Annotated in this window: 17 protein-coding genes; all 17 read left to right on the top strand. The window is 45.6% G+C overall.

The annotated features are described in order from the left end of the window. The first annotated feature begins 343 nt into the window (after positions 1-343). A complete protein-coding gene (gene leuC, locus BS614_RS22220; RefSeq protein ID WP_074095602.1) occupies positions 344-1765 on the top strand; it encodes a 3-isopropylmalate dehydratase large subunit in 1422 nt (473 codons plus the stop codon). 31 nt (positions 1766-1796) lie between these two features. Beyond that, entirely contained in the window at positions 1797-2399 is a 603-nt protein-coding gene (gene leuD, locus BS614_RS22215) for a 3-isopropylmalate dehydratase small subunit (protein ID WP_036607574.1), read from the top strand. 494 nt (positions 2400-2893) lie between these two features. Next, positions 2894-4300 carry an N-acetylmuramoyl-L-alanine amidase family protein gene (locus BS614_RS22210; RefSeq protein WP_074095601.1) on the top strand — a complete coding sequence of 469 codons (1407 nt, stop codon included), beginning with the start codon at positions 2894-2896 and terminating at the stop codon, positions 4298-4300. A gap of 258 nt (positions 4301-4558) precedes the next feature. Continuing rightward, positions 4559-5968, top strand: a complete 1410-nt coding sequence (locus BS614_RS22205; protein WP_074095600.1) for an N-acetylmuramoyl-L-alanine amidase family protein — start codon at positions 4559-4561, stop codon at positions 5966-5968. Between the two features lie 35 nt (positions 5969-6003). Then, positions 6004-6681: a GerMN domain-containing protein gene (locus BS614_RS22200; protein WP_074095599.1), complete on the top strand. Its 678-nt coding sequence runs from the start codon at positions 6004-6006 to the stop codon at positions 6679-6681. A gap of 72 nt (positions 6682-6753) precedes the next feature. Beyond that, the gene (locus BS614_RS22195) at positions 6754-9492 is read left to right on the top strand and encodes an S-layer homology domain-containing protein (protein ID WP_074095598.1); all 2739 of its coding nucleotides are present in this window, start codon (positions 6754-6756) and stop codon (positions 9490-9492) included. Positions 9493-9655: 163 nt separating this feature from the next. Then, complete coding sequence (gene nth, locus BS614_RS22190; protein ID WP_036607558.1) at positions 9656-10351, top strand: endonuclease III; 696 nt, start codon at positions 9656-9658, stop codon at positions 10349-10351. Positions 10352-10374: 23 nt separating this feature from the next. Continuing rightward, on the top strand, positions 10375-10647 hold the full coding sequence (locus BS614_RS22185) for a hypothetical protein (RefSeq protein ID WP_017687779.1): 273 nt from the start codon (positions 10375-10377) through the stop codon (positions 10645-10647). A 308-nt stretch (positions 10648-10955) separates the two neighbouring features. Further along, a complete protein-coding gene (locus BS614_RS22180) occupies positions 10956-14642 on the top strand; it encodes a dynamin family protein (RefSeq protein ID WP_074095597.1) in 3687 nt (1228 codons plus the stop codon). Between the two features lie 324 nt (positions 14643-14966). Continuing rightward, positions 14967-16739, top strand: coding sequence for an ABC transporter ATP-binding protein (locus BS614_RS22175; RefSeq protein WP_074095596.1), 1773 nt, complete (start codon positions 14967-14969; stop codon positions 16737-16739). After that, positions 16736-18586, top strand: a complete 1851-nt coding sequence (locus BS614_RS22170; RefSeq protein WP_036613270.1) for an ABC transporter ATP-binding protein — start codon at positions 16736-16738, stop codon at positions 18584-18586. The genes BS614_RS22175 and BS614_RS22170 overlap by 4 nt, the downstream gene beginning before the upstream one ends. A 210-nt stretch (positions 18587-18796) precedes the next feature. Beyond that, complete coding sequence (locus BS614_RS22165) at positions 18797-20437, top strand: AraC family transcriptional regulator (RefSeq protein ID WP_074095595.1); 1641 nt, start codon at positions 18797-18799, stop codon at positions 20435-20437. Positions 20438-20568: 131 nt separating this feature from the next. Continuing rightward, on the top strand, positions 20569-21558 hold the full coding sequence (locus BS614_RS22160; RefSeq protein WP_074095594.1) for an ABC transporter substrate-binding protein: 990 nt from the start codon (positions 20569-20571) through the stop codon (positions 21556-21558). Positions 21559-21620: 62 nt separating this feature from the next. Next, positions 21621-22643, top strand: coding sequence for an NAD(P)/FAD-dependent oxidoreductase (locus BS614_RS22155; protein ID WP_074095593.1), 1023 nt, complete (start codon positions 21621-21623; stop codon positions 22641-22643). A 252-nt stretch (positions 22644-22895) separates the two neighbouring features. Beyond that, positions 22896-24083: a formate-dependent phosphoribosylglycinamide formyltransferase gene (gene purT, locus BS614_RS22150; protein WP_047843517.1), complete on the top strand. Its 1188-nt coding sequence runs from the start codon at positions 22896-22898 to the stop codon at positions 24081-24083. Continuing rightward, positions 24073-24531, top strand: coding sequence for a GNAT family N-acetyltransferase (locus tag BS614_RS22145; protein ID WP_017687788.1), 459 nt, complete (start codon positions 24073-24075; stop codon positions 24529-24531). Before purT ends, BS614_RS22145 begins: the two co-directional genes overlap by 11 nt. A 280-nt stretch (positions 24532-24811) precedes the next feature. Beyond that, positions 24812-25618 (top strand): CAP domain-containing protein, encoded by an 807-nt coding sequence (locus tag BS614_RS22140; protein ID WP_084174679.1) that lies wholly within the window; start codon positions 24812-24814, stop codon positions 25616-25618. Positions 25619-25765: the final 147 nt, after the last annotated feature.

The following is a 25765-nucleotide window of genomic DNA, read 5'->3' as shown; positions in this document are numbered from 1 at the left end:
AAGGCGTTGATATGATAATTTTCATTTCATAACAGAAACTAGCAAAGCAGCTCTGGATTCAGGGCTGTTTTTTTATGTTCTAGATAAAAAGCATTGACAGCGAAGCAGCGGAAACGTAGTATAAGAATTATCTGATAATGATAATTGTTATCAATTGAAACCTCTGCGATGAGCAGTGGTTTATTTGTCTTTCTCTCATTATAGGTTAAACCTATTACATCTATAGATATTATATCTTGGAACAATGAAGGACAGGGTGATATATTTATGTCATTCAAGAGCTTCACTTTTTAAAGAAAACAGAGGCTCTTCCAAGGACCGAACTTATAATGAGGTGAAAATGATGAGTAAAAAAACGATGTTTGAGAAAATTTGGGAAAATCACGTAATTCATCAAGAAGAAGGAAAACCAAGCATTCTGTATATCGATCTGCATCTGGTGCACGAAGTAACTTCTCCACAGGCATTTGAAGGTCTTCGTCTGAGCGGACGTAAAGTTCGTCGCCCTGAACTGACATTTGCAACAATGGACCACAACGTTCCAACGAAAGACCGTTTCAACATTACAGATCCTATCTCCAAACAACAAATTGATACACTTTCGCAAAACTGCCGTGATTTCGGCGTGAAATTGTATGATCTGGACACGATTGATCAAGGCGTTGTACACGTTATGGGACCTGAACTGGGTCTGACTCACCCGGGTAAAACGATTGTATGTGGTGACAGTCACACGTCCACACACGGTGCGTTTGGCGCACTGGCATTCGGAATCGGAACAAGTGAAGTTGAGCACGTTATGGCAACTCAATGTTTGCAACAAGCAAAAGCCAAAACGATGGAAGTTCGTTTTGTCGGCAAACGTAACCCGGGTGTAACCGCAAAAGACATGATCCTCGCAGTCATCGCCAAATACGGTACAGACTTTGCAACAGGTTATGTTATTGAGTACACAGGCGAATCCATCCGTGAGTTGAGCATGGAAGAGCGTATGACGGTCTGCAACATGTCCATCGAAGGTGGAGCAAGAGCAGGATTGATCGCTCCGGATGAAACAACATTTGAATATCTGCGTGGACGTGAATACGTACCAGCGGATGCCAAATTCGACGAAGCTGTAGCAGGTTGGAAACAACTTGTAACAGATGAAGGTGCCGAGTTCGACCATATGGTTGAAATCGATGTGGAGACATTGATTCCGCAAGTAACTTGGGGAACAAGCCCAGGTATGGGAACCGACATTTCTTCGAAAGTTCCTGTTCCGGCTGAATTGCCTACAGAAAACGAACGCAAAGCGGCTGAAAAAGCGCTTGAATATATGGGACTTGAACCGGGAACACCAATCGCCGAGATTCCAATTGATTATGTATTTATCGGTTCTTGCACCAATGGACGGATCGAAGATCTGCGTGCAGCAGCACAAGTGGCTAAAGGTCACACGGTATCCAGTCAGGTTACAGCAATTGTTGTACCAGGCTCAGGACGTGTTAAAATTCAGGCTGAACAAGAAGGTTTGGATAAAATCTTTACGGAAGCTGGTTTTGAATGGCGTGATGCGGGATGCAGTATGTGTCTGGCAATGAACCCGGATGTATTGAAGCCAGGACAACGTTGTGCTTCGACGTCCAACCGTAACTTTGAAGGACGCCAAGGGCGCGGAGGACGTACGCATCTGGTATCTCCGGCAATGGCAGCAGCAGCAGCGGTTAAGGGTCACTTTGTGGACGTACGGGACTGGAATTTCAAAACAGAAGCAGCGATCTAATCTATAACAGACAGAAGGGAGAACGTTTAATATGGAAGAATTCAAAACATTACAAGGCATCGTTGCACCGGTAGACCGGGTCAATGTAGATACAGACGCAATCATTCCAAAACAGTTCCTGAAACGGATTGAGCGTACCGGATTTGGACAATTTTTGTTCTATGAATGGCGTTTCGATGAAGAGGGCAACAATAATGCTTCCTTCGAAATGAACAAACCTCGTTATGAAGGGGCATCCATCCTGATCTCACGTGCCAACTTTGGCTGTGGATCTTCCCGTGAGCATGCGCCATGGGCGATTTTGGACTATGGATTCCGTTGTGTCATCGCTCCATCTTATGCAGACATCTTCTATAATAACTGCTTTAAGAACGGAATCTTGCCAATCAAGTTGTCAGAAGAGCAAGTTGAAGACTTGTTCCAACGTACAGCGACACATGAAGGCTATGAGATGAATGTAAATCTGGAAAACAAAACGATTACTGATGCATACGGACTGCATATCGATTTTGATCTGGATGAGCACCGTCGTCAATTCCTGTTGCAAGGATTGGATGATATCGGTCTGACTCTTCAACATGATGATGAAATCGCTGCTTACGAACAACGCCACGCGGCAAAACTGTTCGGTTAATCGTTAAATTATTGCATAGCAAAAAGCTTCTGCCTCGCCCAAGGGACCTTGTTCCCATCGGTGAGACAGAAGCTTTTTGTAGTTTCAGAAGCTAAATTAGCTTGATAAGTAGCTATACATAGAACTCCTGAATTTTCTTGGCCGAATACTTCAATAATCCCTGTCATCTTCAGTTCTCTGGATCATTTTTTTTGCAATACTTCCTGTTCCGATATATGTATATTTTGAAGTTGCATTAATAGATGGAATATCGTCAATTTATGACATCATTGATACGGAATCCATATACATTCATGTAAAAGAGATTATGTTCTTGAATGTGATCTGCTTTTTAATCTTATTTCCGACTGAATATGACAACGTTGTAACCGGATGAAGGGACAATATCTGATAAACTGATTAGTAGATTATGGAAGGTTACATATTGTCATTGATGTTACGCTGCAGAGAATCAGGTCGGATGTTCAAAAGACAAAAAGAATGGTGGATGAGGTATGAAAAAATGGTCGGCAGCAGTCGTTTTTCTTCTGTTCCTATGTTTATTCCCAGTCATGGCCCATGCAGACACCACTCCCTCGATTGTACTCGACGGTGTAACCATTAACCAGCAGACGGGTGCACCTGCAGAGAATATCGGGAAAACGGTCATGGTTCCAATTCGAATTGTATCCGAGAACCTGGGTTATAAGGTGAAGTGGGAGAAGGAAACTCAGTCAGTCCAGGTTCAAAAAGGAAACAGTACGATTCAAATGACAGCTGGCAAAGATGCAGCTACAGTGAATGGAAACGTGGTGAACTTGGATTCGCCCCCACTGATCAAACAGGGAACTACGCTTGTTCCGTTACGCTTTGTTGGGGAAGGCATGGGTCTGCGTGTTGGCTGGGACAATGGAACCAAGACAGTAAGCCTATTTAGTATTCCTCCCGTAGTTGAAACGGAAGGTGACAGTGACCCCGTCGAGGCACCTGTCCCGGATGGTTTGACAGAACTTCAAGGCATCAGCTACAGCGGAGATCGCTTGATTGTAGCAACAAACGGTAATATTAGCCCCAAAGTATCCAGTATTAATGGGCCAGACCGAATTATTGTTGATCTGCCTTCAGCGACATTTTCTGAGAAATTCATTCAGGGACAAGCCTCTAACCCGGATGGCAGTGGACAGATTCTCGTTACGGATTCATCAATAGTTTCCAAAGTTCGGTATGCCATGTTCAGTAAATCGCCTTCTACCGTGCGTGTCGTTCTGGATCTGAATCAGACGGCTACAGCCAAATGGTCTGTTGGAGATAATAATGTCTTGCTCGTTGACCTGACAGCCACGAGTGGAGAACCGACAAGCCAACCGGCAGTACCTACCAATGATGGTAAAACGATTGTGGTCATTGATCCGGGACATGGTGGTCGTCAATCGGGTGCAGTGAGCCTGTCAGGAGCTTATGAGAAGGATTTCAATCTGGCTGTAGGGCTGAAGGTACAGGCAATCCTTCAAAAATACTCAAATATTCAAACGGTCATTACACGCCAGGATGATACAGAACTTTCGCTCAAACAGCGTGTGGATATTGCTGAATTGAATCAGGCAGATGTTTTTGTATCCATTCATGGAAACAAATTCACTACACCGGTACCAAACGGCATTGAAACGCTCTACAGTCGTAAAGAAAGCAAAACTTTGGCTGACACTCTTCACAAATATGTGTTACCGGTAACAGGACTCAAGGATCGTGGGGTTAAAACGGCTAGTCTGCATGTGACGCGTGAAACAACCATGCCTGCTGTGTTACTTGAACTTGGTTTTTTAAGTAACCCTACAGATGAAGCAGTCATGCTCACGGAAGAATACCAGGACAAATGTGCACAGGCGATTGTGGACGGAATTGTTGAATTTTTGGGACTGTAAATTGAATTGTGCGCAAATATGAAGGTTAGGGTATTACGTTGTTTAGAGATGTATATTTGATAAATAAGGAAAAAAGAAGACATTAAAATGTAAAAAAAGCTTGATCTGACAACGTTTTTTTTCTGTTATGTTGGAATATATTCGCAACTTTTGAGAGCGAGGGGCGTCTAATAGGTGTCTGGTAATGCCCAAGCGGTCAGTCGGAGTTGGAAAATGACAACATGCGGCAAAAAAATATGAGAATGGTAGGGGTGAAGGATGAAGAAGTTCGGTTTTTTGGTACTGTTATTTGTCTTTGGGCTCGTATTCCCGGGCTATAGTCACGCAGCAACAGACACGAAAATTATCCTAGACGGAAAAGAAATCGTACAGCCATCGGATACAAAAGCGGAAATTATCAACAGCAAGGTGATGGTTCCGATCCGGGTTGTGTCCGAAAATCTTGGATATAGCGTGGAGTGGAAGCAGCAAACTCAAACAGTGACTATTAGCAAAGACAACACTGCCATGCAGATGATTGTTGGACAGAAGACGGCAACGGTGAACGGCAGTAACGTAAACTTGGATGCCCCGCCACTCGTGAAAAATGGTACTACGCTCGTACCTCTCCGATTTATTGGTGAGGAAATGGGTCTTAAGGTGGGTTGGAACAATACCACGAAGACGGTAACATTAGTTACCCAGAATTCAGGTTCCGGAAACGGGACAACCACACCTCCGAACTCTGGCAATGAAGGCGGAGGATCGGATCAAGAAGGTCTTGTACTGGTGAACGGCATCAGCTTCAGCGACAACCGCTTCATGATTGCAACAAGCGGAAGTACGAAGCCGAACGTCTTCACGATGACAGGACCAGATCGAATCGTTATAGACTTGCCGAATACCGCATTTGCTGATTCGTTCAGTGAAGGACAGGCTCTAGACAGCAACCAGAATGGACAACTCGTCGTTAGCGGCTATCCGGATGTGTCGAAGATTCGTTACTCGTTATACAGCAACAGTCCATCTACAATTCGTTTTGTAATCGATCTGTCCAGTTCAAAAGGGTACAGTGTGCAAAATGATTCCGGACTGGTTATGATTAACCTCGACAATCAAAGTGGTACACCTGCCCCTCCAGTTGGTAATAATGGCAAAACAGTTGTCGTTATCGATGCAGGTCACGGAGATCAGGATCCTGGGGCAATCGGTGTAACTGGTAAACGCGAAAAAGACTTCAATCTGGCAATGGCTCTGAAAGTGGAAGCCTTGTTGAAAAAAGAATCCAAAATTGACGTTGTGTTAACGCGCAGCGATGATACATTTTTGGCATTGAAAGAACGTGTGAAGATTGCACAAGACATAAAAGCGGATATTTTCATCTCCATTCATGCTAACAGTGGCCCTGCTGCTGCGAACGGTGTAGAGACATTCTATACACGCTCCAACAGCAAAGCACTTGCTACAGTGATGCACAAGTATCTTTTACAGTCTTCCGGACTGAAAGATCGTGGAGTGAAAACGGCAAGTCTCCATGTGACCCGTGAAACGACAATGCCAGCAGTTCTGCTGGAAGGTGGATTCCTTAGCAATAAGAGCGACGAAGCAGCTCTGTTCACTGAGAGTTTCCAGAACAGTGTTGCCAAAGGGATTGTTGCAGGAATCAAGGAGTATCTGGGAATTAAATAAGGGACAAGCCCTTATGTTGAGGAGGCGGAGTTAGAATGAACAAGAAAATATGGATTGCAGCCTTGCTGGTAACGGTTATGGCAGTTGCTGCTGGATGTGGAAGCAAGCCAACAGCTGCTCCGAATCAGACGCAAGGCGCAGGAACTGAAAACAATGTGACCGAGGTTGAAGGCGAAACAATTACCGAACCGGTAACTGCTGAGCCTGAAGAGAATACAACGCCTACAGAATCGACGGAAGGCAGTTCGGAGGAAGCGACTACAACTACTCCGCCAAGCGAAACGTCTACGGAGAAGCCGGCAACTTCCGAAAGTAATGAAAAGAAAACGATCACTGTATTCTATACGGATGAAGAAGAACTGGAGTTGCACAAAGCTTCGGCAGAGATTTCATACGCATCGGATGATGCCAAATATAAAGCTGCCTTTGAATCACTGCAACAGAGCAAAGACGCTAAACTTGTTCCGCTGTGGTCTAAAGAAATTGAATTGAAGTCTGTTCAGTTCAAGGATGGAGCTCTTACGCTGGATATTCATATGCCAGATACGGCACGTCTTGGAGCAGGTGGAGAATCTTATGCGCTGGATGCTCTAAAACAAACGTTCTTCCAGTTTGATGAAGTAAAATCACTTGATTTACTGGTGGATGGTCAGCAGACAGAGAGTCTGATGGGCCATGTGGATCTTGAACATCCAATGACAAGATCCGAATAGGCTGTACAGCATACTGTTGTACCGTGAATCCACGGAATATGGGTCGTTTTACATGAGAGAGGGGAATCATAGGTGACTTTTAAATATAACCATACATCACACTCTAAAAAAGTAGTATCAGCCGTGCTTGCAGGCATGATGGCCCTTAGCGCCGGCGGAGCTGCCATGGCAGCAGAATCAACAGAAACGGGGCAGGGTCAGACTGCTGCAATAACAAATACGGCTGCACCAACTGGTTTGTTCAGTGACATCAAGGTCGGATACTGGGCTGAGAAACATGTGTACAAACTGGCATATCAAGGCATTCTTCTCGGTAACAACGGCCTGTTCCGTCCAGGAGACGCGGTAACACAGCAAGAAGCTGTAACGATGGCAATCCGTTTTATGAATCAAGAGGGCCAGTTGAATACCGACACGGCTGCGGCATTACCGACAAACATGGAAGTGGGAAATTATTTCAAGCCATATGTCGCGCTGGCACTTCAACTGGGACTGATTGACAAAACGGAAGAATCAACAGTGGATGTATCCAAGACCTCCTGGGGTCAAAAGCCGGCTTCACGGGAATGGATTACGAAATTGTTAATCCGTTCATTGGACAAGGATGCTGAAGCAAAGGCACAAAATAATCAATCTACCGGATTTGCTGATAATGCAAGTATTTCCGAAAGTGGTAAAGGTTATGTCAATCTGGCTGTTAGCCTGGATCTGGCCAAAGGTGTGGAAGGCAACAAATTCAATCCAACTGGTTCCGTAACCCGTGCTCAACTGGCTACCTTCTTCAGTCGTGGTGAATCGTTAACGGATACAAAATACCCGAACACATCCACGGGTTATGTGACAGGATTGAAAGATGGGCAGATCACGCTGGTTGTGGACGGCAAAGCCGTTAACTTCGCAGTGAACAGCAGTACGCCTTACTTTACGAAAGACAGTGAAACTCGTGCTTCCGCCACAGATGTGAAGCTGTATACGAAAGTTATGGTTGTAGGTTCTGCAGGTGGGGCTTCCTATGTGGAAGTTGTTGATGCTACACCGCAGGTGGAAAGTGTTGAAGGTACATTCGCACGTTCATTGTCTGGTAATAAAATTGGTATCTTTGTGGGCGAGAATTACGAAACGTACAGTTATGATGAGGCAACTGCATTCATCGATCAGAATGGTAATGCAATCAAACTGTCCGATATTACGGCAGATAGCATCATCGAAGTACTGCGTGAGACGTTCTCGACTGACAAAAAAACAGTTGCTATTCGTGTGAAATCCGGCATTGTTAACAAGAGTGACAATGGCGTAATCGCTGAAGTGTCTACCTCTGGCAAAACAATTAAGTTTGTTAATGCAGCGGGCAATACAGAGCAATATACGTATAATGACAATCTGATTATTCGTTACCAGGACCGCATTCTCTCTCTGGCAGAGCTTAAAGCAGGCAGTGCCGTGAAATATACCGTGAAAGACAGCATCGTGCAAACGATCGAGTTGTCTCAAGGTGTGGAGCAATCTGTGCGTGGAACACTGGTTGAGATCGGTGGTAACCAATCCACGTTAACGTTCAAACGTGAAGGGGGTTCCCTTGAGGCGAAACTGCTGACTGAAAAGCCGGAAGTCATTATTAATGGCATTCAGGATGCAACGCTGAATGATCTTATCACGGATGCAACGAACGGGGATCAGGTGGAGTTGACATTGAACTCTGACGACCAGGTAACGCGTATTCAGGTGATTGGACGTCAAATGGAACCTATGAACGGGGTAACGGTTGTGTCTTACAACAGTAAAACAAAGTTACTTACCGTGTTAGATAACAACAAAAAACCGTTTGTATTTACATTGGATGAGAAAACCAAGCTGGATTATAATACAACCAAACCTACACTGGCTGGTCTGGAGTCACTCTTAAATGATGGTCGCAAATTGGATCTGACCTATGTGGGAACACGTGCATTGTCCGTTAAAGTGATTTACAAGTATGAAGGTACGATCAGCAACATTGATACTTCTGGCAAGAAAATCAGCTTGTTGTCTGGTAATCAGACAATTACAGTGCCTTATTCTACGGTTCCTACAGTTGAGATTTATAACAAATCCGGCGCAAGTCTGGGAGATTTAAAAATTGGTGACAAAGTTACCGTAACGCTTGGAGCAAATCAGGATGTCGTGCAGAAGGTTGCACTGAACACTGTGGCTCAATTCGAAGTGGTGGCCTTGGAAGCAAATAGTCGTATTCGAGTAAAATCCGATCTGTTGACAAGTCAGTTCTACGTGGATCAAGCGGTACTGACAGGAGAGAGTGGTCAGACGATCACGCCTTCACAACTGACAGCAGGTAACCTGATTAATGTAACGTTTGAAGGAGCTACGCCAAAAGCGGTTCAAGTCGTGAAGCGTACGCTGGCTGAAGTTACAGCAGTGGATGCTTCATCTGTAACGCTCAAACAGTTTAACGGCCAGACTGAAACCGTGCCTGTTAGCGGTTCTGTTAAAGTCGTAAAATCTGGCTCCACATTAACTTCATTGACTAGTCTTACGGTCGGAGATCGTGTGGAAATGACAAAAGATACGGATAATTCCACACGCTTCAGAGTATTAACTGTCATGAGCAAACAATTCTGGTCTTATGATGGCGTTGGTAACCAGATTTTGGTTAAACGGGAAACGACAGCAGACACGAACTATCGTTTTGCACTCGGATCAAGTGTATTTGTTCACCAGGGTGACAATACTTTAAGCGTGCAATCTCTCAGAGATAATGATAATATTGTATTGTATCTCCTGAACAATGTTATTCTGGAGATTCAAAAACAGTAATCGTTTCTTTTCGAGGATCAAAAGAATGACCGTCTTGATACGGGATCTTTCCCGCATCAAGACGTTTTTTTTGCAAGCTTTTTGAGGTCCCCGCAAAGTACTCGGATGAAGCTTCGAAGTAAGGCTCCGCAGCGTGGAGTCATTTTGTGGGAGGTAGCTCTTCATGAATGCAGCGACGGTTAGACATATACTCGAAACTATGGAAGCAATGTTTCCTGATGCACATTGCGAATTAAATCACAGCAATGCATTTGAATTGACGGTAGCTGTCCTTTTGTCTGCCCAGTGCACCGATGAAACGGTTAACAAGGTAACCGCAGATTTGTTCCAGAAGTACAGAAGCCCTGCAGATTATCTGGCAGTTCCTCTCGAAGAGTTGGAACAGGATATTCGGCGAATTGGTTTGTACCGGAACAAGGCCAAGCATATTCAGAACATGTGCCGAATTTTAATAGAGCAGTATGGCGGTGATGTACCGCAGGAACATGATCAGCTTGTGACGCTACCAGGTGTCGGGCGGAAAACCGCGAATGTAGTTGTTTCCAATGCGTTTGGAGTACCGGCAATTGCGGTAGATACTCATGTTGAACGTGTATCCAAGCGGCTGGCGCTTGCAGGTTGGGATGACTCCGTACTTGAAGTCGAAAAGAAACTAATGAAGCGCGTACCCCGGGACGAGTGGACTTTAACTCACCACCGGTTTATATTTTTTGGACGCTACCATTGCAAGGCACAGAACCCTGCGTGTCATATCTGTCCATTGCTGGACATATGCAGGGAAGGGAAAAAACGTATGAAAACGTCCCAAATCAGGAAAGATAAGGAACGTGTCACCACCCGAAAACGAAAAATAAATTAATGAGCAGAAAAGGATGAATAATCATGAAATGCATTTCCGTGTACACTGACAATTTTGAGGCCTTCTCCGATATCTTTGAACAAATCGTTGAACAGGAAATGGCTGAAAATGAAGAAAAAGAAGTAGAAGGCATCACAGTAAGCCACTCTGGCGACGTGCCTGAACATTATCTGGAGCGTATGTCCGTTAAACCAGAAGTTGTTGTTATGAGAGACAAAGGCAGAGACATTACAATTCTGCAACATGGACAAGTATTTGAAATCTTGCTGCCTTCCATGGAGAACGCAGTTTCATAAGAAGTGATTACACTATTGGTTCTGTTGTATTAATGTCATGAGGATCGTTGTGGTTAAGGTGATCGCATCGCATTCATGCAACAGACCCTTGGCGTAAGCATTTGCTAAATACCGAGTATAAAACGTATTACAGATAAAACCGACTTGTTCGGTTTTATTTTTTTTAGATTATAGAACTTATACGTTCATTTATGTATATTCAATTCCAACCGTTCAAATTCAAACTTGATAATGTTAAAATAAATGTTGTAAAAGAGATAGACGTCGAAACGGATGTCAAATTAGAGGAGCCAGGGGGAAGGCCAGTCATGTCCAGAACAGATTACCCAAAAGAAATGGCCAAACCTCTGCTTCCGCTGCGTGAAGCGATGGAGCAGACAGGGGACCATACGGCTGTACAGGCTATAACGGATTTAATCAGCAAGGCGGAAATGAAACATCTGACGATTGCGTTCTGTGGTCATTTCTCTGCAGGCAAATCGAGTCTCATCAACAGTTTATGCGGTAAGCGGGTGCTGCCTTCAAGTCCCGTTCCAACAAGTGCAAATGTGGTATCCATACGTAATGGTAAGCCAAGAGCGCTTATTTATACTACTCCAAACGTAAGCGCTGACAATGGGGCAGGAACACTTGAAGTTTCTCCAGAGGAATTGGAGGCGTATTGCAAAAATGGTGGAGCTTACAGCTCAATTGAGGTATGGGATGATATTCCGCTGCTGAAAGATGATGCTGTCCTGCTGGATACACCAGGTGTGGATTCAACAGATCGCGGACATAGTCTCGCAACCCATTCCGCGCTCCATCTGGCGGATGTGGTGTTCTATGTCATGGACTATAACCATGTCCAGTCCGAGACAAACCTTTCATTTGCCAAGAGTCTGTCGGATTGGGGCAAACCGTTGTTTTTGATCGTGAACCAGATCGACAAGCATCGTGAGCGTGAGCTCTCTTTTGACCAATATACCGAAGGTGTCGAAGCTATATTTGCGGCCTGGGAAGTCAGATATGACGGACTGTTGTTTACTTCCCTACGCGACAAGCAGCATCGCTACAACCAGTGGGATGTGCTTCCGGAACTCATTGGACACATGATGCAAGAGAAGGAAGCGTTAATTACGCACAGTTTGGCAAGTTCGGCCAGTCATGTAACGGAGCAACACCTGACGAGAGAAGCGGAGAAACGTGAAGACGAAGAGAATTCCCTGCTGGATGAGATTGGTGGCAAGGAAGGAATTGAACGCTTGGAACGAGAGCTGGAGCTTCTCGATCAACAAGCAGCAGACATTCGTAACGGGCCTTCGCGAGTGCGTGAGAAATTCCGGGCGGAGCTTGAACCTCTTCTGGCTAATGCAAATCTTACTCCTGCGGATATTCGTGCGTCGGCTGCTGCCTATTTGGAGAGCCGCAAACCAGGTTTCAGGGTAGGTTTATTGTTCTCAGGTGGAAAAACCGAGCAGGAGAAACAACGTCGTGCTTCTGAGCTGGTCAGACTGTTACAGGATCAGGCTTCCGGACAAGTGGAGGTACATATTCGTACGATGCTTAGACAGCTGGGTGAATCCCATCAGCTATGGGGAGCGGAGTGGGAGCAGGCGCTCAATACGGAGCTGCCTGCTGTAGATGAAGCACTATTGGAGATGAAACGCAGTGTCAGTGCAGAGGTATCTCCAGAATATGTGATTCAGTTCAGTAAAGATGTGCGGGGCGAGATTGAGGCCCGCTATCGCAAGTCGGCCATGATGCTGGCCGACCGCATGCTGGAAGCGCTGGGCGCGCGAGGCGAAGCCGCGCTTCAGGCGCTGGACGCCAGCCGCGCAGCGCTGCTGGCGCAATCCGCGGCGGCGGCGCGCTACACGGCGCTCCAGCGCAGCGCCGCCGCCGAGGCAGCAGGGCTGCGCAGCCTGCTGCCCGATGCGGGCCCCCTCCCCTCCGGGCTATTGCCGGAGGTGAAGGGCCCGCACGTGCCCGCGGTGCCTGAACCGGGCGAAGCATCCGGTTCGCATACGGGCACGTCAACGTCTGTGGCTGCGCAGCCACAGACGCCAGAGGCACCGCCGCAGCAGCGGGCAGTCGCAGCGGCGGTGCCTGGGCCATCGGCGGCGGCTGGCGCTGAACGCCGCCGACGCCTGGACGCAGCAGCGGCACGGCTTGAAGCCGCTGCTGCGCTGGTGGAGCCGTACCCCGCCATGGGGTCGGCGGTACGGGATCTGCGTGCACGTGCGGCTTCGCTTGCGGGCGGCACGTTCACTCTGGCACTGTTCGGAGCATTCAGCGCCGGCAAATCCTCCTTCGCCAACGCGTTGCTGGGCGAAGCTGTACTACCGGTCTCGCCGCATCCAACAACAGCGGCGATTAACCGGATCATGGCTCCTGCCGGGGGCGCGGAGCATGGAACAGCCCGGGTCCGGATGAAGACCCGGGACGCCTTCCAGGAAGATCTTGGCTATTCCTTCCGATTGCTCGGACTGGGTGAGCCTGGAGCGGAGTGGCAGAAGCGAGTACGCTCCCTCTCACCACAGGATGTGCATCCGGCGGGGCGCCCGCATTACAGCTTTTTGCAGGCAGCGGCAGCCGGCTGGGAAGAAACAGCGGACCAGCTGGGTCAGGATGTGCTGGTGGATCTGGACGGTTATCGTAACTTTGTCGCTAACGAGAAAAAGTCCTGTTTTGTAGACAGTATCGATCTCTACTACAGTTGCGATGTGACTGAACAAGGCATTGTATTGGTGGACACACCAGGAGCGGACTCCGTGAATGCTCGTCATACGGGTGTAACCTTCAATTATATGAAGAATGCGGATGCCCTCATTTTTGTAACGTATTACAACCATGCTTTCTCACAAGGAGATCGCCAGTTCCTGAATCAGTTGGGACGTGTTAAGGATAGTTCTGCCATGGATCAGATGTTCTTTGTTGTGAATGCCAGTGACTTGTCTTCCTCTGAGGAAGAACTGGAGCAGGTTCTTGATCATGTGAGCACCCAACTGCGCAGTAATGGAATTCGGGCACCACGACTCTTCCCGGTATCCAGCATACTGGCGATGGAAGGCAAGATGGCAGGTGATTCGAAGCTGCTTGAGCAATCTGGTTTTATCCGTTTTGAGGAAGAGTTCAACCAATTTGCAGGCAGAGAATTAGCCGATCTTGCTGTAGGTGGAGCTTCCGAAGAGATGGCACGTGTCATTCAGCGGCTGAAGAAACGCGCGGAAGATGCGGCTCAGGGGGAGGAAGTATTGCAGCAGCGGCGGGATGAACTGGAGACGATCCAGGGACAGTCACGCCAGCGCATACAGCAACTTGCAGCAAGATCCATGAAGGAAGAATTGTCACAGGAAACAGCAGAATTGCTCTTCCATGTGCGGCAGCGACTTGCCTATCGCCTTGGTCTATTCATGGCAGAAGCATTCCATCCATCTGTACTTCGGGAGGATCGGGGCAATCTGAAGATGGCTTTTGCAGCCTGTGGACGTGAACTGTTGCGCATGATTGCGATTGAACTGGAGCAGGAACTGCTTGCTACCACGCTCAGACTTGAACAGGCAGGTCAGACCTGGCTGATGAAGCAAGTTACGGATTGTATAGACGAGGTGAGGCAGTTATCTGGAGGCGTGGATGTGTCACTGCCACTGAACGAACGCTGGAGCACACCTGTGCTTGAAGAAGTTCGTCTGGAAGAACCGTCTGGATGGAAAAGCTATTTGAATTATTTCCGCAATCCGAAACAGTTCTTCGAAAGGGATGGACGTCAGCGGTTACAAGAGGCACTTGATCCTGTCCTCAAACAGATGATCATTGAAGTTCTTCCTGCTGCGCAAGACAAGTTGATTCAGTTTTATGACAACCAGCTCTGTCAATCATTGCAACACCAATCCCGTCAGTTGGAGGAACGTCTGGACGAGGCGGTAAGTGGAATTCAAGATACACTGGAGAGCGGAATTCCGGCGGAGCAATGGACCGGCTTGTCTAACCAACTGGAACAGATTGAACGCAGTTAAAATCACGGCATAACACGTATTCTCTGGAAGTCTTTGTAAAACAAAATGAATGATACAGCAACACATTGAAAATGTTGCGAAAATCAACCCAAAAAGGCCCCTGCCGAAAAGGCATATAGGGAGCCTTTTTTTGGTACGAACAACCTGAAATAAAGAGAATATTCAAACATTTGATTGAAAGGTGGGTATTTACCTTCGTTAATGCGTCAATAAGCTGAAAGCAGGCAGAATATGGTCTGTTATTCGCTTTGCCGCGAATGGGGTACGGTGATAAACTTCATAAATGTTCATAGTATTTTTGAACGACATAAGAGGAGGAGAAACATGGATGTTCTTAGGCAACTGCAAACCTTTTTTTGGGAAAAGCGAACGTATTTATTTGTATCAATCTTGTTCCTCGCCTTAGCGACCGCACTTGGGTTGGTGTATCCGTACATGCTAAGGATACTGATTGATGACATCATTGTTCCGCGAACTTTTGAAGACGTTCCCATAATTGCCTTGACTGTGTTAGGTGTAGTTATTTTGAAAGCGGGAATGCAGTTTTTACACGGCTTTTATGGAGGACGCTTGGGTAACTTCCTGGCGTACAGACTTCGTAATGCTTGTTACGAAAAGCTTCAATTTTTATCCTTCCGTTATTATGATACGGCCAAGACAGGTGATCTGATGTCCCGCCTCACGGGAGATTTGGAAGCCATCCGTAACTTTATCGGATTTGGTTTCGCCCAGATTCTTAACATGGTTTTCATGGTCGTATTCGGCGCAATCATGATGATGACCATGAGTTGGCAGCTTACGCTGTTCACACTCATATGCATCCCATTACTTGCCTTCGTTGCGCTGAGATTCGAATCCAAAATTCACCCTGCGTTTCAGGAGATGCGGCTGGCGCTCAGTTCACTGACAACAGCGGTACAGGAGAATATTACTGGCGTACGTACGGTAAAATCCTTTGCACGTGAGCCTTATGAAGTGGAGAAATTCTCCATACGTAATGAGCGTTACAAGACAAATCAGATTCATGCCGCAACATTGTGGAGTCGTTATTTTCCGATCATGGAGATTCTTGCTTCTGTGAGCATCGTGCTGTTGCTGGTGATCGGTGGAAGAATGGTTATACAGAAGACGCTGACACTCGGTGAACTCGTTGCCTTTTTCAGTTTGATCTGGTACATAATCGGTCCAATGTGGAACCTTGGGTTCCATATCAACAACTATACGCAATCCAAAGCTTCAGGTGAACGGGTGCTCGAACTGCTCAATACGCCAGTGGACGTGGAAGAAACGCAAGATCCGGTCATTGTGGAAGCAGACCAGGTGAACGGTCATGTGACATTTGAATCCGTTACCTTTGCCTACGGCAACAAAATGCCAGCGGTAACCGATATTAATTTTGACGCTGCACCCGGTTCTGTAATCGGTTTCCTCGGGGGAACAGGGTCAGGTAAATCGACCATCATTCAGCTTCTAATGCGTGCATATAACGTGAACTCGGGAACGATCAAGCTGGATGGCAAAAACATCAAAGATATAGGTATTCGCAGTTTGCGGAGTCAGATCGCTTCTGTCTTCCAGGAAACATTCCTGTTCTCATCCAGTATTCGCAATAATATTTCCTACGGACTTAAGAATGTCACCATGGATGAGATTATCCGTGCAGCCAAGCTGGCCAAGGCTCATGACTTCATTATGGAGTTCCCGGATGGATATGACACGGTGGTTGGTGAACGCGGCATGGGATTATCGGGTGGACAGAAACAGCGGATCGCGATTGCAAGGGCTTTGCTGAAAAATCCGAAAATTCTGGTACTTGATGATGCAACCAGCGCCGTGGACATGGAGACGGAACATGAGATTCAGTCCGGTTTCCAGGAAGTTATGCGCGGCAGAACGACATTTATTATTGCACACCGGATATCTTCACTACGACATGCAGATGAGATTCTGGTGCTCGATGAAGGCCGTGTGGTACAACGTGGCAAACATACCGAACTCATTGAAGTGCCTGGACCATATCAGGATGTTTATAAAATTCAATATGCAGATTATATTGCCCGCGGTAAGCGGGAGGCTGGGGAGCAGGTGAATTCATGAGTGCCGAAACGATAGCAGACAGGCGCGAGGCAAAAGTGGCCTCAGAGAAGAAACTGAATGAACGATTTGTGTATCAGGATGATGAAATTATTGAAAAACCGTTTAACTGGAAAGAATTCGGACGTTTATTTGCATACATGAAACCTTATGCAAAACAATTGTTACCACTCGTTATTCTAATGATGATCTTGGGTACCATTACGAAATTGTCCGTACCGTTTCTGATCAGTCTGGCAATTGACCGGGCCATCGCACCGGCAACAGGGTTGCCAAGTATGACTATGCTGTATCTTATCGCAGGCTCCATATTTGTGTTGTATCTCATTCAATGGGCTGCCAATACGTACCGGATCAAACTGACCAACATTATCGGGCAGCGCGTTATTTATGATCTTCGCTCGGATCTGTTCAAGCATATCCAGAAGCTGTCCTTTAACTTTTTTGACAAAAGACCGGCAGGTTCGGTACTGGTTCGTGTTACGAATGACATTAACTCCCTTCAGGATCTATTCACCAACGGTGCAGTTAACGTCATGATCGACTGCGTACAGTTGCTCGGGATCATTGTGATCTTGCTGTTGATTAACTGGAAACTAGGTCTTGCCGTGATCATTACGGTACCGATCATGTTTATCATCTCGACCAAGCTGCGGGTGCTGATCCGCCGTGCTTGGCAGGATGTGCGTATGAAGAACTCTCGGATTAACTCCCACTTGAATGAATCCATTCAAGGGATTCGAGTGACTCAGGCTTACACACAGGAAAAAGAGAACATGAAATATTTTGACAACATGAACCTGTCCAGCAAAAAGTCATGGGATAGAGCATCAGCGATGAACCAGGGCTTTGGACCGCTGATTGAGATTACCGGCGGATTTGGTACATTAATCCTTTTCTGGTTTGGTGCTTACCTGATTCAGGAAGGTCAGTTGACCGTGGGATTACTTGTTGCTTTTGCCAACTATGTCGGCAACTTCTGGGACCCAATCAACCGTCTGGGTCAGATGTACAATCAGTTGCTGGTTGCGATGGCATCATCGGAGCGTATCTTCGAATTCATGGATGAAAAACCAAGTATTGCGGATAAACCAGGTGCCAAGCCACTACCTTCTATTAAGGGAGATATCGCATTCGAAAATGTGGTGTTCGAATACGAGAAGGGCAGACAGGCGCTGAAAGGAATCAGCTTCTCGGCGGCTGCGGGACAATCGATTGCACTTGTTGGTCATACGGGCTCAGGTAAAAGTACGATCATCAATCTGATCAGTCGTTTCTATGATATATCTGGCGGACGTCTCACCATTGACGGACAGGATGTGCGGGATGTAACGGTAGAGAGTTTACGCAGCCAGATCAGCATTGTATTACAGGATACCTTCATCTTCTCGGGGACGATTCGTGACAATATTCGATTTGGACGATTGGATGCAACCAATGAAGAGGTGGAGGACGCAGCCAAAGCAGTTAATGCACATGAGTTCATCATGAAGCTGCCTGGCGGATATGATACTGAAGTAGAGGAACGCGGGAACGTATTATCCATGGGACAGCGACAACTGTTATCCTTTGCCCGTGCGCTGCTTGCTGATCCGCGCATACTGATCCTGGATGAAGCTACAGCCAGTATTGATACGGAGACAGAGCTCAAAATCCAGGAAGCGTTGAAGGTGCTGTTGCAGGGAAGAACGTCCTTTATGGTCGCTCACCGTCTCTCAACGATCCGGAATGCAGATAACATTATCGTCCTGGATCATGGTGAAATTAAAGAAGAGGGCAACCATGAGCAGCTTATCCAAAAACAAGGCGTCTATAATGGATTAATAGAAGCTCAATACAGATTTTTGTGATGAAACCTTCGGACGCCTGTGAAGCGTCTGAACACATATGAACTTATAACACTCTGGCGTTCTATAGCCTGATCCTTCAATAATAAGTGCATCTTATTCATTGAAGACAGGTTAGAGGATAGCCGGAGTGTTTTTTTTATTCGTTAGTGTGGTATGTTATATTTTTGAAGAATGAAATCAATACAATCGTTCATGGCTGGAGGGAGATCAATGCAGATGGACAACAACGAAATAAATTCAAAGCATTTGGATCACCTGGATCATATGAATTTTAGGCTCCTTCACGTGAATTATACGAGTGATCCTGCGACGGAGTGGCTTCTGAGGAAACACTTCATTGAAACATACATGTTATTATTTGTAGCCAGTGGGCAAGGGTGGTTAAAGATAGATGGCAGTTTCATTGAATTAAAGGCGGGCGGACTGTATGTAGGCTTCCCGGGGCAACTGGTTGAGGCAAATGTGCATTCGTTGGATGAACGAGGCGTGTATCACATGAGTTTTGATGTTATGTATGCACGGGAGCAGGAGGGTGGAACAGCCCTGGAAATGATGAAGCAACTTTTACGTAATGAAGTGAATGGCGAGGTCAGCTCATCTTCACCCGTTGCTGTTGGCGTGATCTGTCAGATGATTTACCACCACACGTTGAAGAAGGATGGTTTGCAAAGGTACTATGGTCAGATTCGTTTTCAGGAACTATTGTATACCATGTTTTACGACGTGGCCTTTACCGAAAAAACGGACCTGGCTTCACCAATTGAACATGTCAAAGGTTACATGGAGCAGAATTATTCGAAGAGATTAACCATTGAGGAACTAGCAAATGTGGCACGAATGAGCCCTCGACACTTCATGCGTTTATTCAAGAAAAGGTATGGTTATAGTCCAGTGGACTATTTAACGCTATACCGAATTAAACAAGCCCAGATCTTAATGAGAAATGATCACAGTTATCGACTCAAGGATGTGGCATCGTACGTGGGTTATCAGGATGAGACGTATTTCCGGCGTAAATTCAAGCAAATCTCTGGCATTCCACCAGCAGCGTTTATACGTAATAGCAAACAAAAAATTGCTGCAGTTCATTCTGTGAGCATTGGTATACTGCTTGCATTGCAGATCATTCCCTGTGCAGCGCCGGCAAGTCATCCGTGGACATACTATTACCGACGTAAATATGAAACGGACAAAGTTATGCCACTCCCAGAGAGTGAGACAATCTGGCTGGAACAGCTTCGATTAGTTAAACCTGATTATATTATTACTGTCGGGACGGAGTCTGAGGATTTGCAAAGACAGCTTCATTCCATTGCTCCTGTGTGTGACCTCCCGTGGGAAAAAGGCGATTGGAGAGAACATTTGAGATATGTTGCAAGCTTTTTGGACAGGTCGGATATTGCAGAGGTATGGCTTCAAAGATATGAAGAGAAGGCAACGACCATAAAGGACCAGCTTGAGGATTTCATACGAATAGACAGATTAGTTGTACTCAAAGTTTATGGTGAAGCGTTGCAGATGTTAGGCCCAAGGAGCATTGCTTCCGTTTTTTACGTTGATATGCAAATGGAGGGTCCCGAAGGAGTTGAGACTTATTGGGAACGGGGCACAGTAACCATTAGGGAGTTGTCTGTTCTCAACGTGGAAAGAATATTACTGATTGTGGGTGATGATGAGACATCGAGGCAGACATGGTCTGCTGTGCGTAAGTCTGAAGAATGGCTTGCGTTGTTAGCGGTACAGAATGGCAGAATGGATATGCTTTTGTCGAGCGTCCTGCTGGATTACACTGCGTTCACCCATGAGCTTATGTTGGATGAAATATTAAAGTTATGGCAAGATCGTCCATAGCAAAAAGTCTGAATAGTCAATATCATACCTGAACATATTTTAATATACTTACTCCTATATCAAATGATAATGATAATTATTATTAATTAGACGTTGTCATAACTAAATGCCATATAGGGGGTACATAAAGAATGAGATTCAGATGGTTAACGGTACTATGCACCATGATGTTGGTGCTCATTATTTCGGCTTGCGGTGCAGCAGGCAACGAAGCATCCTCGAGCGAGGGTCAAGAAGCGGGTACCGCCAATTCTTCAACAACAGAAACAAGTCAGGTAAAAAAAGTGACTACGGAAATGGGAGAAGTTGAAATTCCGGCGAACCCACAAAAAATAGTTGGTTTGTCCGTTGTATATCCAGAATTTTTATATTCACTTGGCATCGTACCCATCGCTGTACAGAACTACCATGAGGATTTTCCTTCTTACTTGCAAGAGCCATTCGCAAACACGATGAAAATGGGAATAGGAAGAACGCCTAACTTTGAAGCCCTCATGGAGGCAGATCCGGATTTAATTATCGCTCCTGACTGGTGGTCCAAAAAGGACTATGATCAGCTTACTCTGATTGCACCTACCGTACTTTTGCCACAGCGTGATGATTGGCGCGATGAACTGCGGGATATGGCCAAAATTCTGGACAAAGAAGAACAGGCAGAAAAGGTGATTCAGGATTTGGTGGATAAGGAGAAGGTAGCTGCTGCCAAATTGGATAAGCTGATTGGTGAGGAGACTGTTCTCTACATTAGAGTGATGGAAAAAGAAATCGTACTTCATGGGGAGAACCTTGACCGAGGAAACTTTGTCCATAAACGATTGGGAATGAATCCACTTCCTAATTTCCCGAAAGATCAAACTGCCATGTCCGTATCCTTGGAAGTACTGCCTGAATACGACGCAGATCATCTGATCGTTCAGCTGGATGATGAGACTAATCCGGAAATTAAAAAGAAATTTGAAGATATGTTATCTTCATCGTTATGGAAAAATCTGAAAGCAGTCAAGCAGGACCACGTCTATATGGTGGGTGGCAAGGAATGGTTCAATCTGGGAATGTCTCCACTTGCCGATGAATATGTCATTGATGATATTGTTGCTGCTTTTGAAGCAAAAAACAAATAAAGCAAACGGGTAAAGTTACATGTATCTCGAATTCATAACTAAATTAACAAGGTGTGTTTAAAATGAATGAAGAAGATATCTATGATGTAGCCATCGTCGGAGGAGGACCGGCGGGATTATATGCGGCCTTTTATGCCGGGATGCGTGATATGAGAGTTAAGATCATTGACGGCAAAGACCAACTTGGTGGTTTTCTGCATACCTATTCCGAAAAAACTATTTGGGATGTGGGTGGCCTGCCACCAATGAAGTGTTCAAAGTTGATTGAGTATCTGGTTCAGCAGGCGAATACCTTTAATCCAACGGTTGAATTGAATTGCAAAGTAGATCGGTTCGCTCGACTGGACAACGAGATTTTGGCTCTGTATACTGCTGAAGGCGACATACACTATACGCGTACAATCATTGTTGCAGTGGGCCGCGGTATCGCAGAAATTCAGAAATTGGAGCTTCAGGAGCCGATTCAATGTGAGTATGAAAATCTTCATTACACCGTGCAAAATCCAGAACATTTTTCCGGGAAGCGTGTGCTCATTTCAGGAGGAGGCAACAGTGCAGTAGATTGGGCAATTGAACTTGCTCAACTTGCACGGAGCGTAGTGGTCGTCCACCGAAAAAATGAGTTTCGTGCAATGGAACGCAATGTTAGCGAGATGAACAATGTAACGGATGTCAGAACACCATATAGCATCACACGGCTTCATAATCATGGTGAACGTATCCATCAGGTTGTAATTACGCATATGGAGAGTCAGGAAAATGTATTGTTAGATGTGGATGAAGTCGTAGTTAGTCATGGATATAAAAGCAATTTAAGTGATCTTGCCAGTTGTGGCTTAGAAATGGACGATGGAATGGTTCTAATGAGTCACCATGCACAGACGAGTCTGCCGGGTGTTTTTGCTGCAGGGGATTGTGCAACTCACGATAGCAAAGTCAGACTTATTGCCGGAGCCTTCAACGATGCGATTTTAGCTGTAAATAGTGCGAAACAATATATGACGCCAGACGCACCCAAAATGGCCTATGTTTCTTCCCATAATGAAATCTTCAGAGAAAAAAATCGACAAATCCCAAGTCTTTAAACTTGGGATTTGTTTGCGTATTTCGATTCGTTGGAGTATTGAAGTCTGCTCTTTTAACATTTCCTTAATTTTGGGAGGAATGGAAGGAGTATCGAATCTGTGAGCAGTAATTGTAAAATTTGATCGAAAAAACACAAAAAATCTTGTAAAATTCACAAGAAAAATAGGGAGCACTCTTGCAATCTTTAACCAAAACCCCGAAAATAGAGAGACAGATATAGAAGATTTCTCTTTGGGAGGATTGGAAAGAACATGTGGGGTGCTCCTTTTACGGCTCAAGCCAAAAAAATGCTGCTACTAGGCAGTGGAGAATTGGGAAAAGAGGTCGTTATTGAGGCCCAACGACTGGGAGTAGAGACGATCGCTGTTGATCGTTATGAGAACGCACCTGCAATGCAGGTCGCGCACCGGTCTTACTGCATCGACATGCTGGATGCCGAAGCTTTGAAACAATTGATCCGTAAAGAAAAACCTCATTACATCGTACCTGAGATTGAAGCTATTGCAACAGAAGCTTTACTGGAGCTTGAGGAAGAGGGATTTTGTGTAGTACCTACTGCCCGAGCTGCACGTCTAACGATGGATCGCGAAGGCATCCGTCGGCTTGCAGCCGAACAATTGAAACTTCCGACAGCTGATTACCTTTTTGCGGACAACCTGGAACAACTTCAGGAAGCCGTACGTGAGCTTGGCACACCTTGTGTCATTAAACCATTAATGAGTTCTTCCGGCAAAGGGCAGAGTGTATGCCGAACACCGGGCGACGTGGAGGATTGCTGGAACATTGCTCTTTCGGGGGCTCGTGGCAAATCCGTTCGTGTTATTGTGGAGAGCTTTGTGCAATTTGACAGTGAGATTACATTACTTACCGTTAGGTCTGTATCAGGCACCGTATTTTGTCCTCCGATTGGTCATATTCAGAAGGATGGGGATTATGTCGAATCCTGGCAGCCTCATGCAATGACTCCTGAGCAATGGCAGCAAGCTTGTCATATTGCCAAATCCGTCACGGATGAACTTGGCGGGTATGGACTGTTTGGAGTGGAATTGTTCCTCACATCGGATGGTGTTGTGTTCAGCGAGGTATCTCCTCGTCCACATGACACAGGTATGGTTACAATGGTGACGCAAGACAGTTCCGAGTTTGCGCTGCATGTACGTGCAATTCTTGGTTTTCCGGTCACAGGTGTACATCTGTTGACACCGGGAGCTTCAGCAACGCTGAAGGCTAATGATGAAACATCTGACTTTACTGTAGGCGGGATTGAAGAAGCACTGGCTCTTCCTCGTACTCAGATTCGTGTATTTGGCAAACCTGAGACCAAAGTAGGACGCCGAATGGCTGTAGCTTTAAGTGCTGGTCAAGATGTGGAAGAAGCTCGTAAAACAGCGGTGCAAGCCGCTAATATGCTGAAAGTGGAGGTAAATCATGTCCAATAATGTTGAGGCCCCTGTACTGATGATCCGAGAGTGTGAACTACGAGATGCTGAAGCGGTAACGGGACTGATGCGAGAGGTCAGCTATCCGACAACAACCAATGTCATGAAAGAACGTATTGAATGTTTGGAAACCAATCCAAACGCATGCATGCTTGTTGCCGAAGTGGATGAACAAATTATTGGTGTGATTGGCTTGCAATGTGTGCAAAGTCATGCCTATCCAGAACCTGCCGCACAAATTACTTCCCTGATTGTAGGTCAAGAACATCGTGGTGGTGGGATTGGCCGTCGTCTGATGGCTCGTGCCGAAGATTGGGGCAGACAGCAAGGTGGTAAACAACTGTTTGTCACGGGTGCAAACCGTGAAGTGACTTCAACAACGTACTCTTTTTATGAGCACATTGGTTTTCAGAAAAGAGGTTATCGGTTCAGTAAAGTTCTTCTATAGTATAAAAAAAGTTTCTTCTATTGCATGGAAATTCTCATGATATCCTGATCTGCACAATCTGGTGTGGTGAATGATAAATAGATGTTGAAGCGACATTCGACTAGCATTTTTAGTCCGAATGTCTTTTTTTTATGCTTTTGTAAAATCTGTAACATTCTAAAAAATGACAAAAAAGTTACTTTTCCATATTTTATAGGTTCACAATCTCCTGTCGAATTGATATACTGATAGAGTATTAATTACAAAGTTGTAATAACTAATCTTAAGGAGATGAATGAATTTGAAAAAGAAATGGATGAAAACTGTCGTAACGAGTAGTCTGACAGCCGTACTGGCCGTAGGGGTAATGCTTCCTGCTTCCGCGTCTGCTGCAGATTCAACATATAAGACTATCACAACGTACAAAATTACAAGCACAGACAGCTTGAAAGCTTACATTGAGAAATGGCTCAAACAAAATGGATACACCGTATCCGAGGGGCAAATTGTAGAGAAACCTGCTACGCAGCCTGATCAAACGACGAAACCTGCTGAGCCGACAACAAAACCAACTCAACCAACAACAAAACCTGCTGAGCCTACAACTAAGCCTGAGCAACCGACTAAACCAACACAACCAGCTCAAGAAGAAAAACCGGAAACTACACCGGCTAAAGATCCTTCAAACACGGGTAACACTGGTAACAATACAAGTAATAATGGTAGCGAAAGCACACAATCCGACTTTGCTACTCAAGTTGTAAAACTTGTGAACGCTGAGCGTGCTAAAGCAGGTCTGAACGCACTGACTTCAGATGCACTTCTGGACAAAGTAGCTGTTGCTAAAGTAAAAGATATGAGTAACAACAACTATTTTGATCACCAGTCACCTACGTATGGTTCTCCGTTTGATATGATGAAACAATTCGGAGTAACTTACAGCTATGCAGGTGAGAACATTGCCCAAGGACAAAAAACACCACAGGAAGTGGTTACAGCTTGGATGAATAGTGAAGGTCACCGTGCCAATATTCTGAGCAAAAACTTTACGCATATCGGTGTAGGTTTCTACAACGGATACTGGGCACAAGAGTTTATCGGTAAGTAATCGATTTATAATGAAGAAAGTATGATTTTCTTTTCCACAAGGTTATGCCAGTACACAGTTCATATCTGTGTATGGCATAACCTTTTTTCCGTAAAATGACATATAAAAAATGAATTCTGCGAATGCAGCGCCAAAGTTTGCAAATTA

Source organism: Paenibacillus xylanexedens (genome assembly GCF_001908275.1).
GTDB lineage: Bacteria > Bacillota > Bacilli > Paenibacillales > Paenibacillaceae > Paenibacillus > Paenibacillus xylanexedens_A.
Note: the sequence above shows the minus strand (reverse complement) of the source record. Positions and strands in the feature narration are given on the sequence as shown.

Bases quoted from the DNA above. Each gene is read 5' to 3' on its own strand.
- leuC (WP_074095602.1), top strand. From the start codon at position 344: ATGAGTAAAAAAACGATGTTTGAGAAAATTTGGGAAAATCACGTAATT.
- leuD (WP_036607574.1), top strand. From the start codon at position 1,797: ATGGAAGAATTCAAAACATTACAAGGCATCGTTGCACCGGTAGACCGG.
- BS614_RS22210 (WP_074095601.1), top strand. From the start codon at position 2,894: ATGAAAAAATGGTCGGCAGCAGTCGTTTTTCTTCTGTTCCTATGTTTA.
- BS614_RS22205 (WP_074095600.1), top strand. From the start codon at position 4,559: ATGAAGAAGTTCGGTTTTTTGGTACTGTTATTTGTCTTTGGGCTCGTA.
- BS614_RS22200 (WP_074095599.1), top strand. From the start codon at position 6,004: ATGAACAAGAAAATATGGATTGCAGCCTTGCTGGTAACGGTTATGGCA.
- nth (WP_036607558.1), top strand. From the start codon at position 9,656: ATGAATGCAGCGACGGTTAGACATATACTCGAAACTATGGAAGCAATG.
- BS614_RS22185 (WP_017687779.1), top strand. From the start codon at position 10,375: ATGAAATGCATTTCCGTGTACACTGACAATTTTGAGGCCTTCTCCGAT.
- BS614_RS22180 (WP_074095597.1), top strand. From the start codon at position 10,956: ATGTCCAGAACAGATTACCCAAAAGAAATGGCCAAACCTCTGCTTCCG.
- BS614_RS22175 (WP_074095596.1), top strand. From the start codon at position 14,967: ATGGATGTTCTTAGGCAACTGCAAACCTTTTTTTGGGAAAAGCGAACG.
- BS614_RS22170 (WP_036613270.1), top strand. From the start codon at position 16,736: ATGAGTGCCGAAACGATAGCAGACAGGCGCGAGGCAAAAGTGGCCTCA.
- BS614_RS22165 (WP_074095595.1), top strand. From the start codon at position 18,797: ATGCAGATGGACAACAACGAAATAAATTCAAAGCATTTGGATCACCTG.
- BS614_RS22160 (WP_074095594.1), top strand. From the start codon at position 20,569: ATGAGATTCAGATGGTTAACGGTACTATGCACCATGATGTTGGTGCTC.
- BS614_RS22155 (WP_074095593.1), top strand. From the start codon at position 21,621: ATGAATGAAGAAGATATCTATGATGTAGCCATCGTCGGAGGAGGACCG.
- purT (WP_047843517.1), top strand. From the start codon at position 22,896: ATGTGGGGTGCTCCTTTTACGGCTCAAGCCAAAAAAATGCTGCTACTA.
- BS614_RS22145 (WP_017687788.1), top strand. From the start codon at position 24,073: ATGTCCAATAATGTTGAGGCCCCTGTACTGATGATCCGAGAGTGTGAA.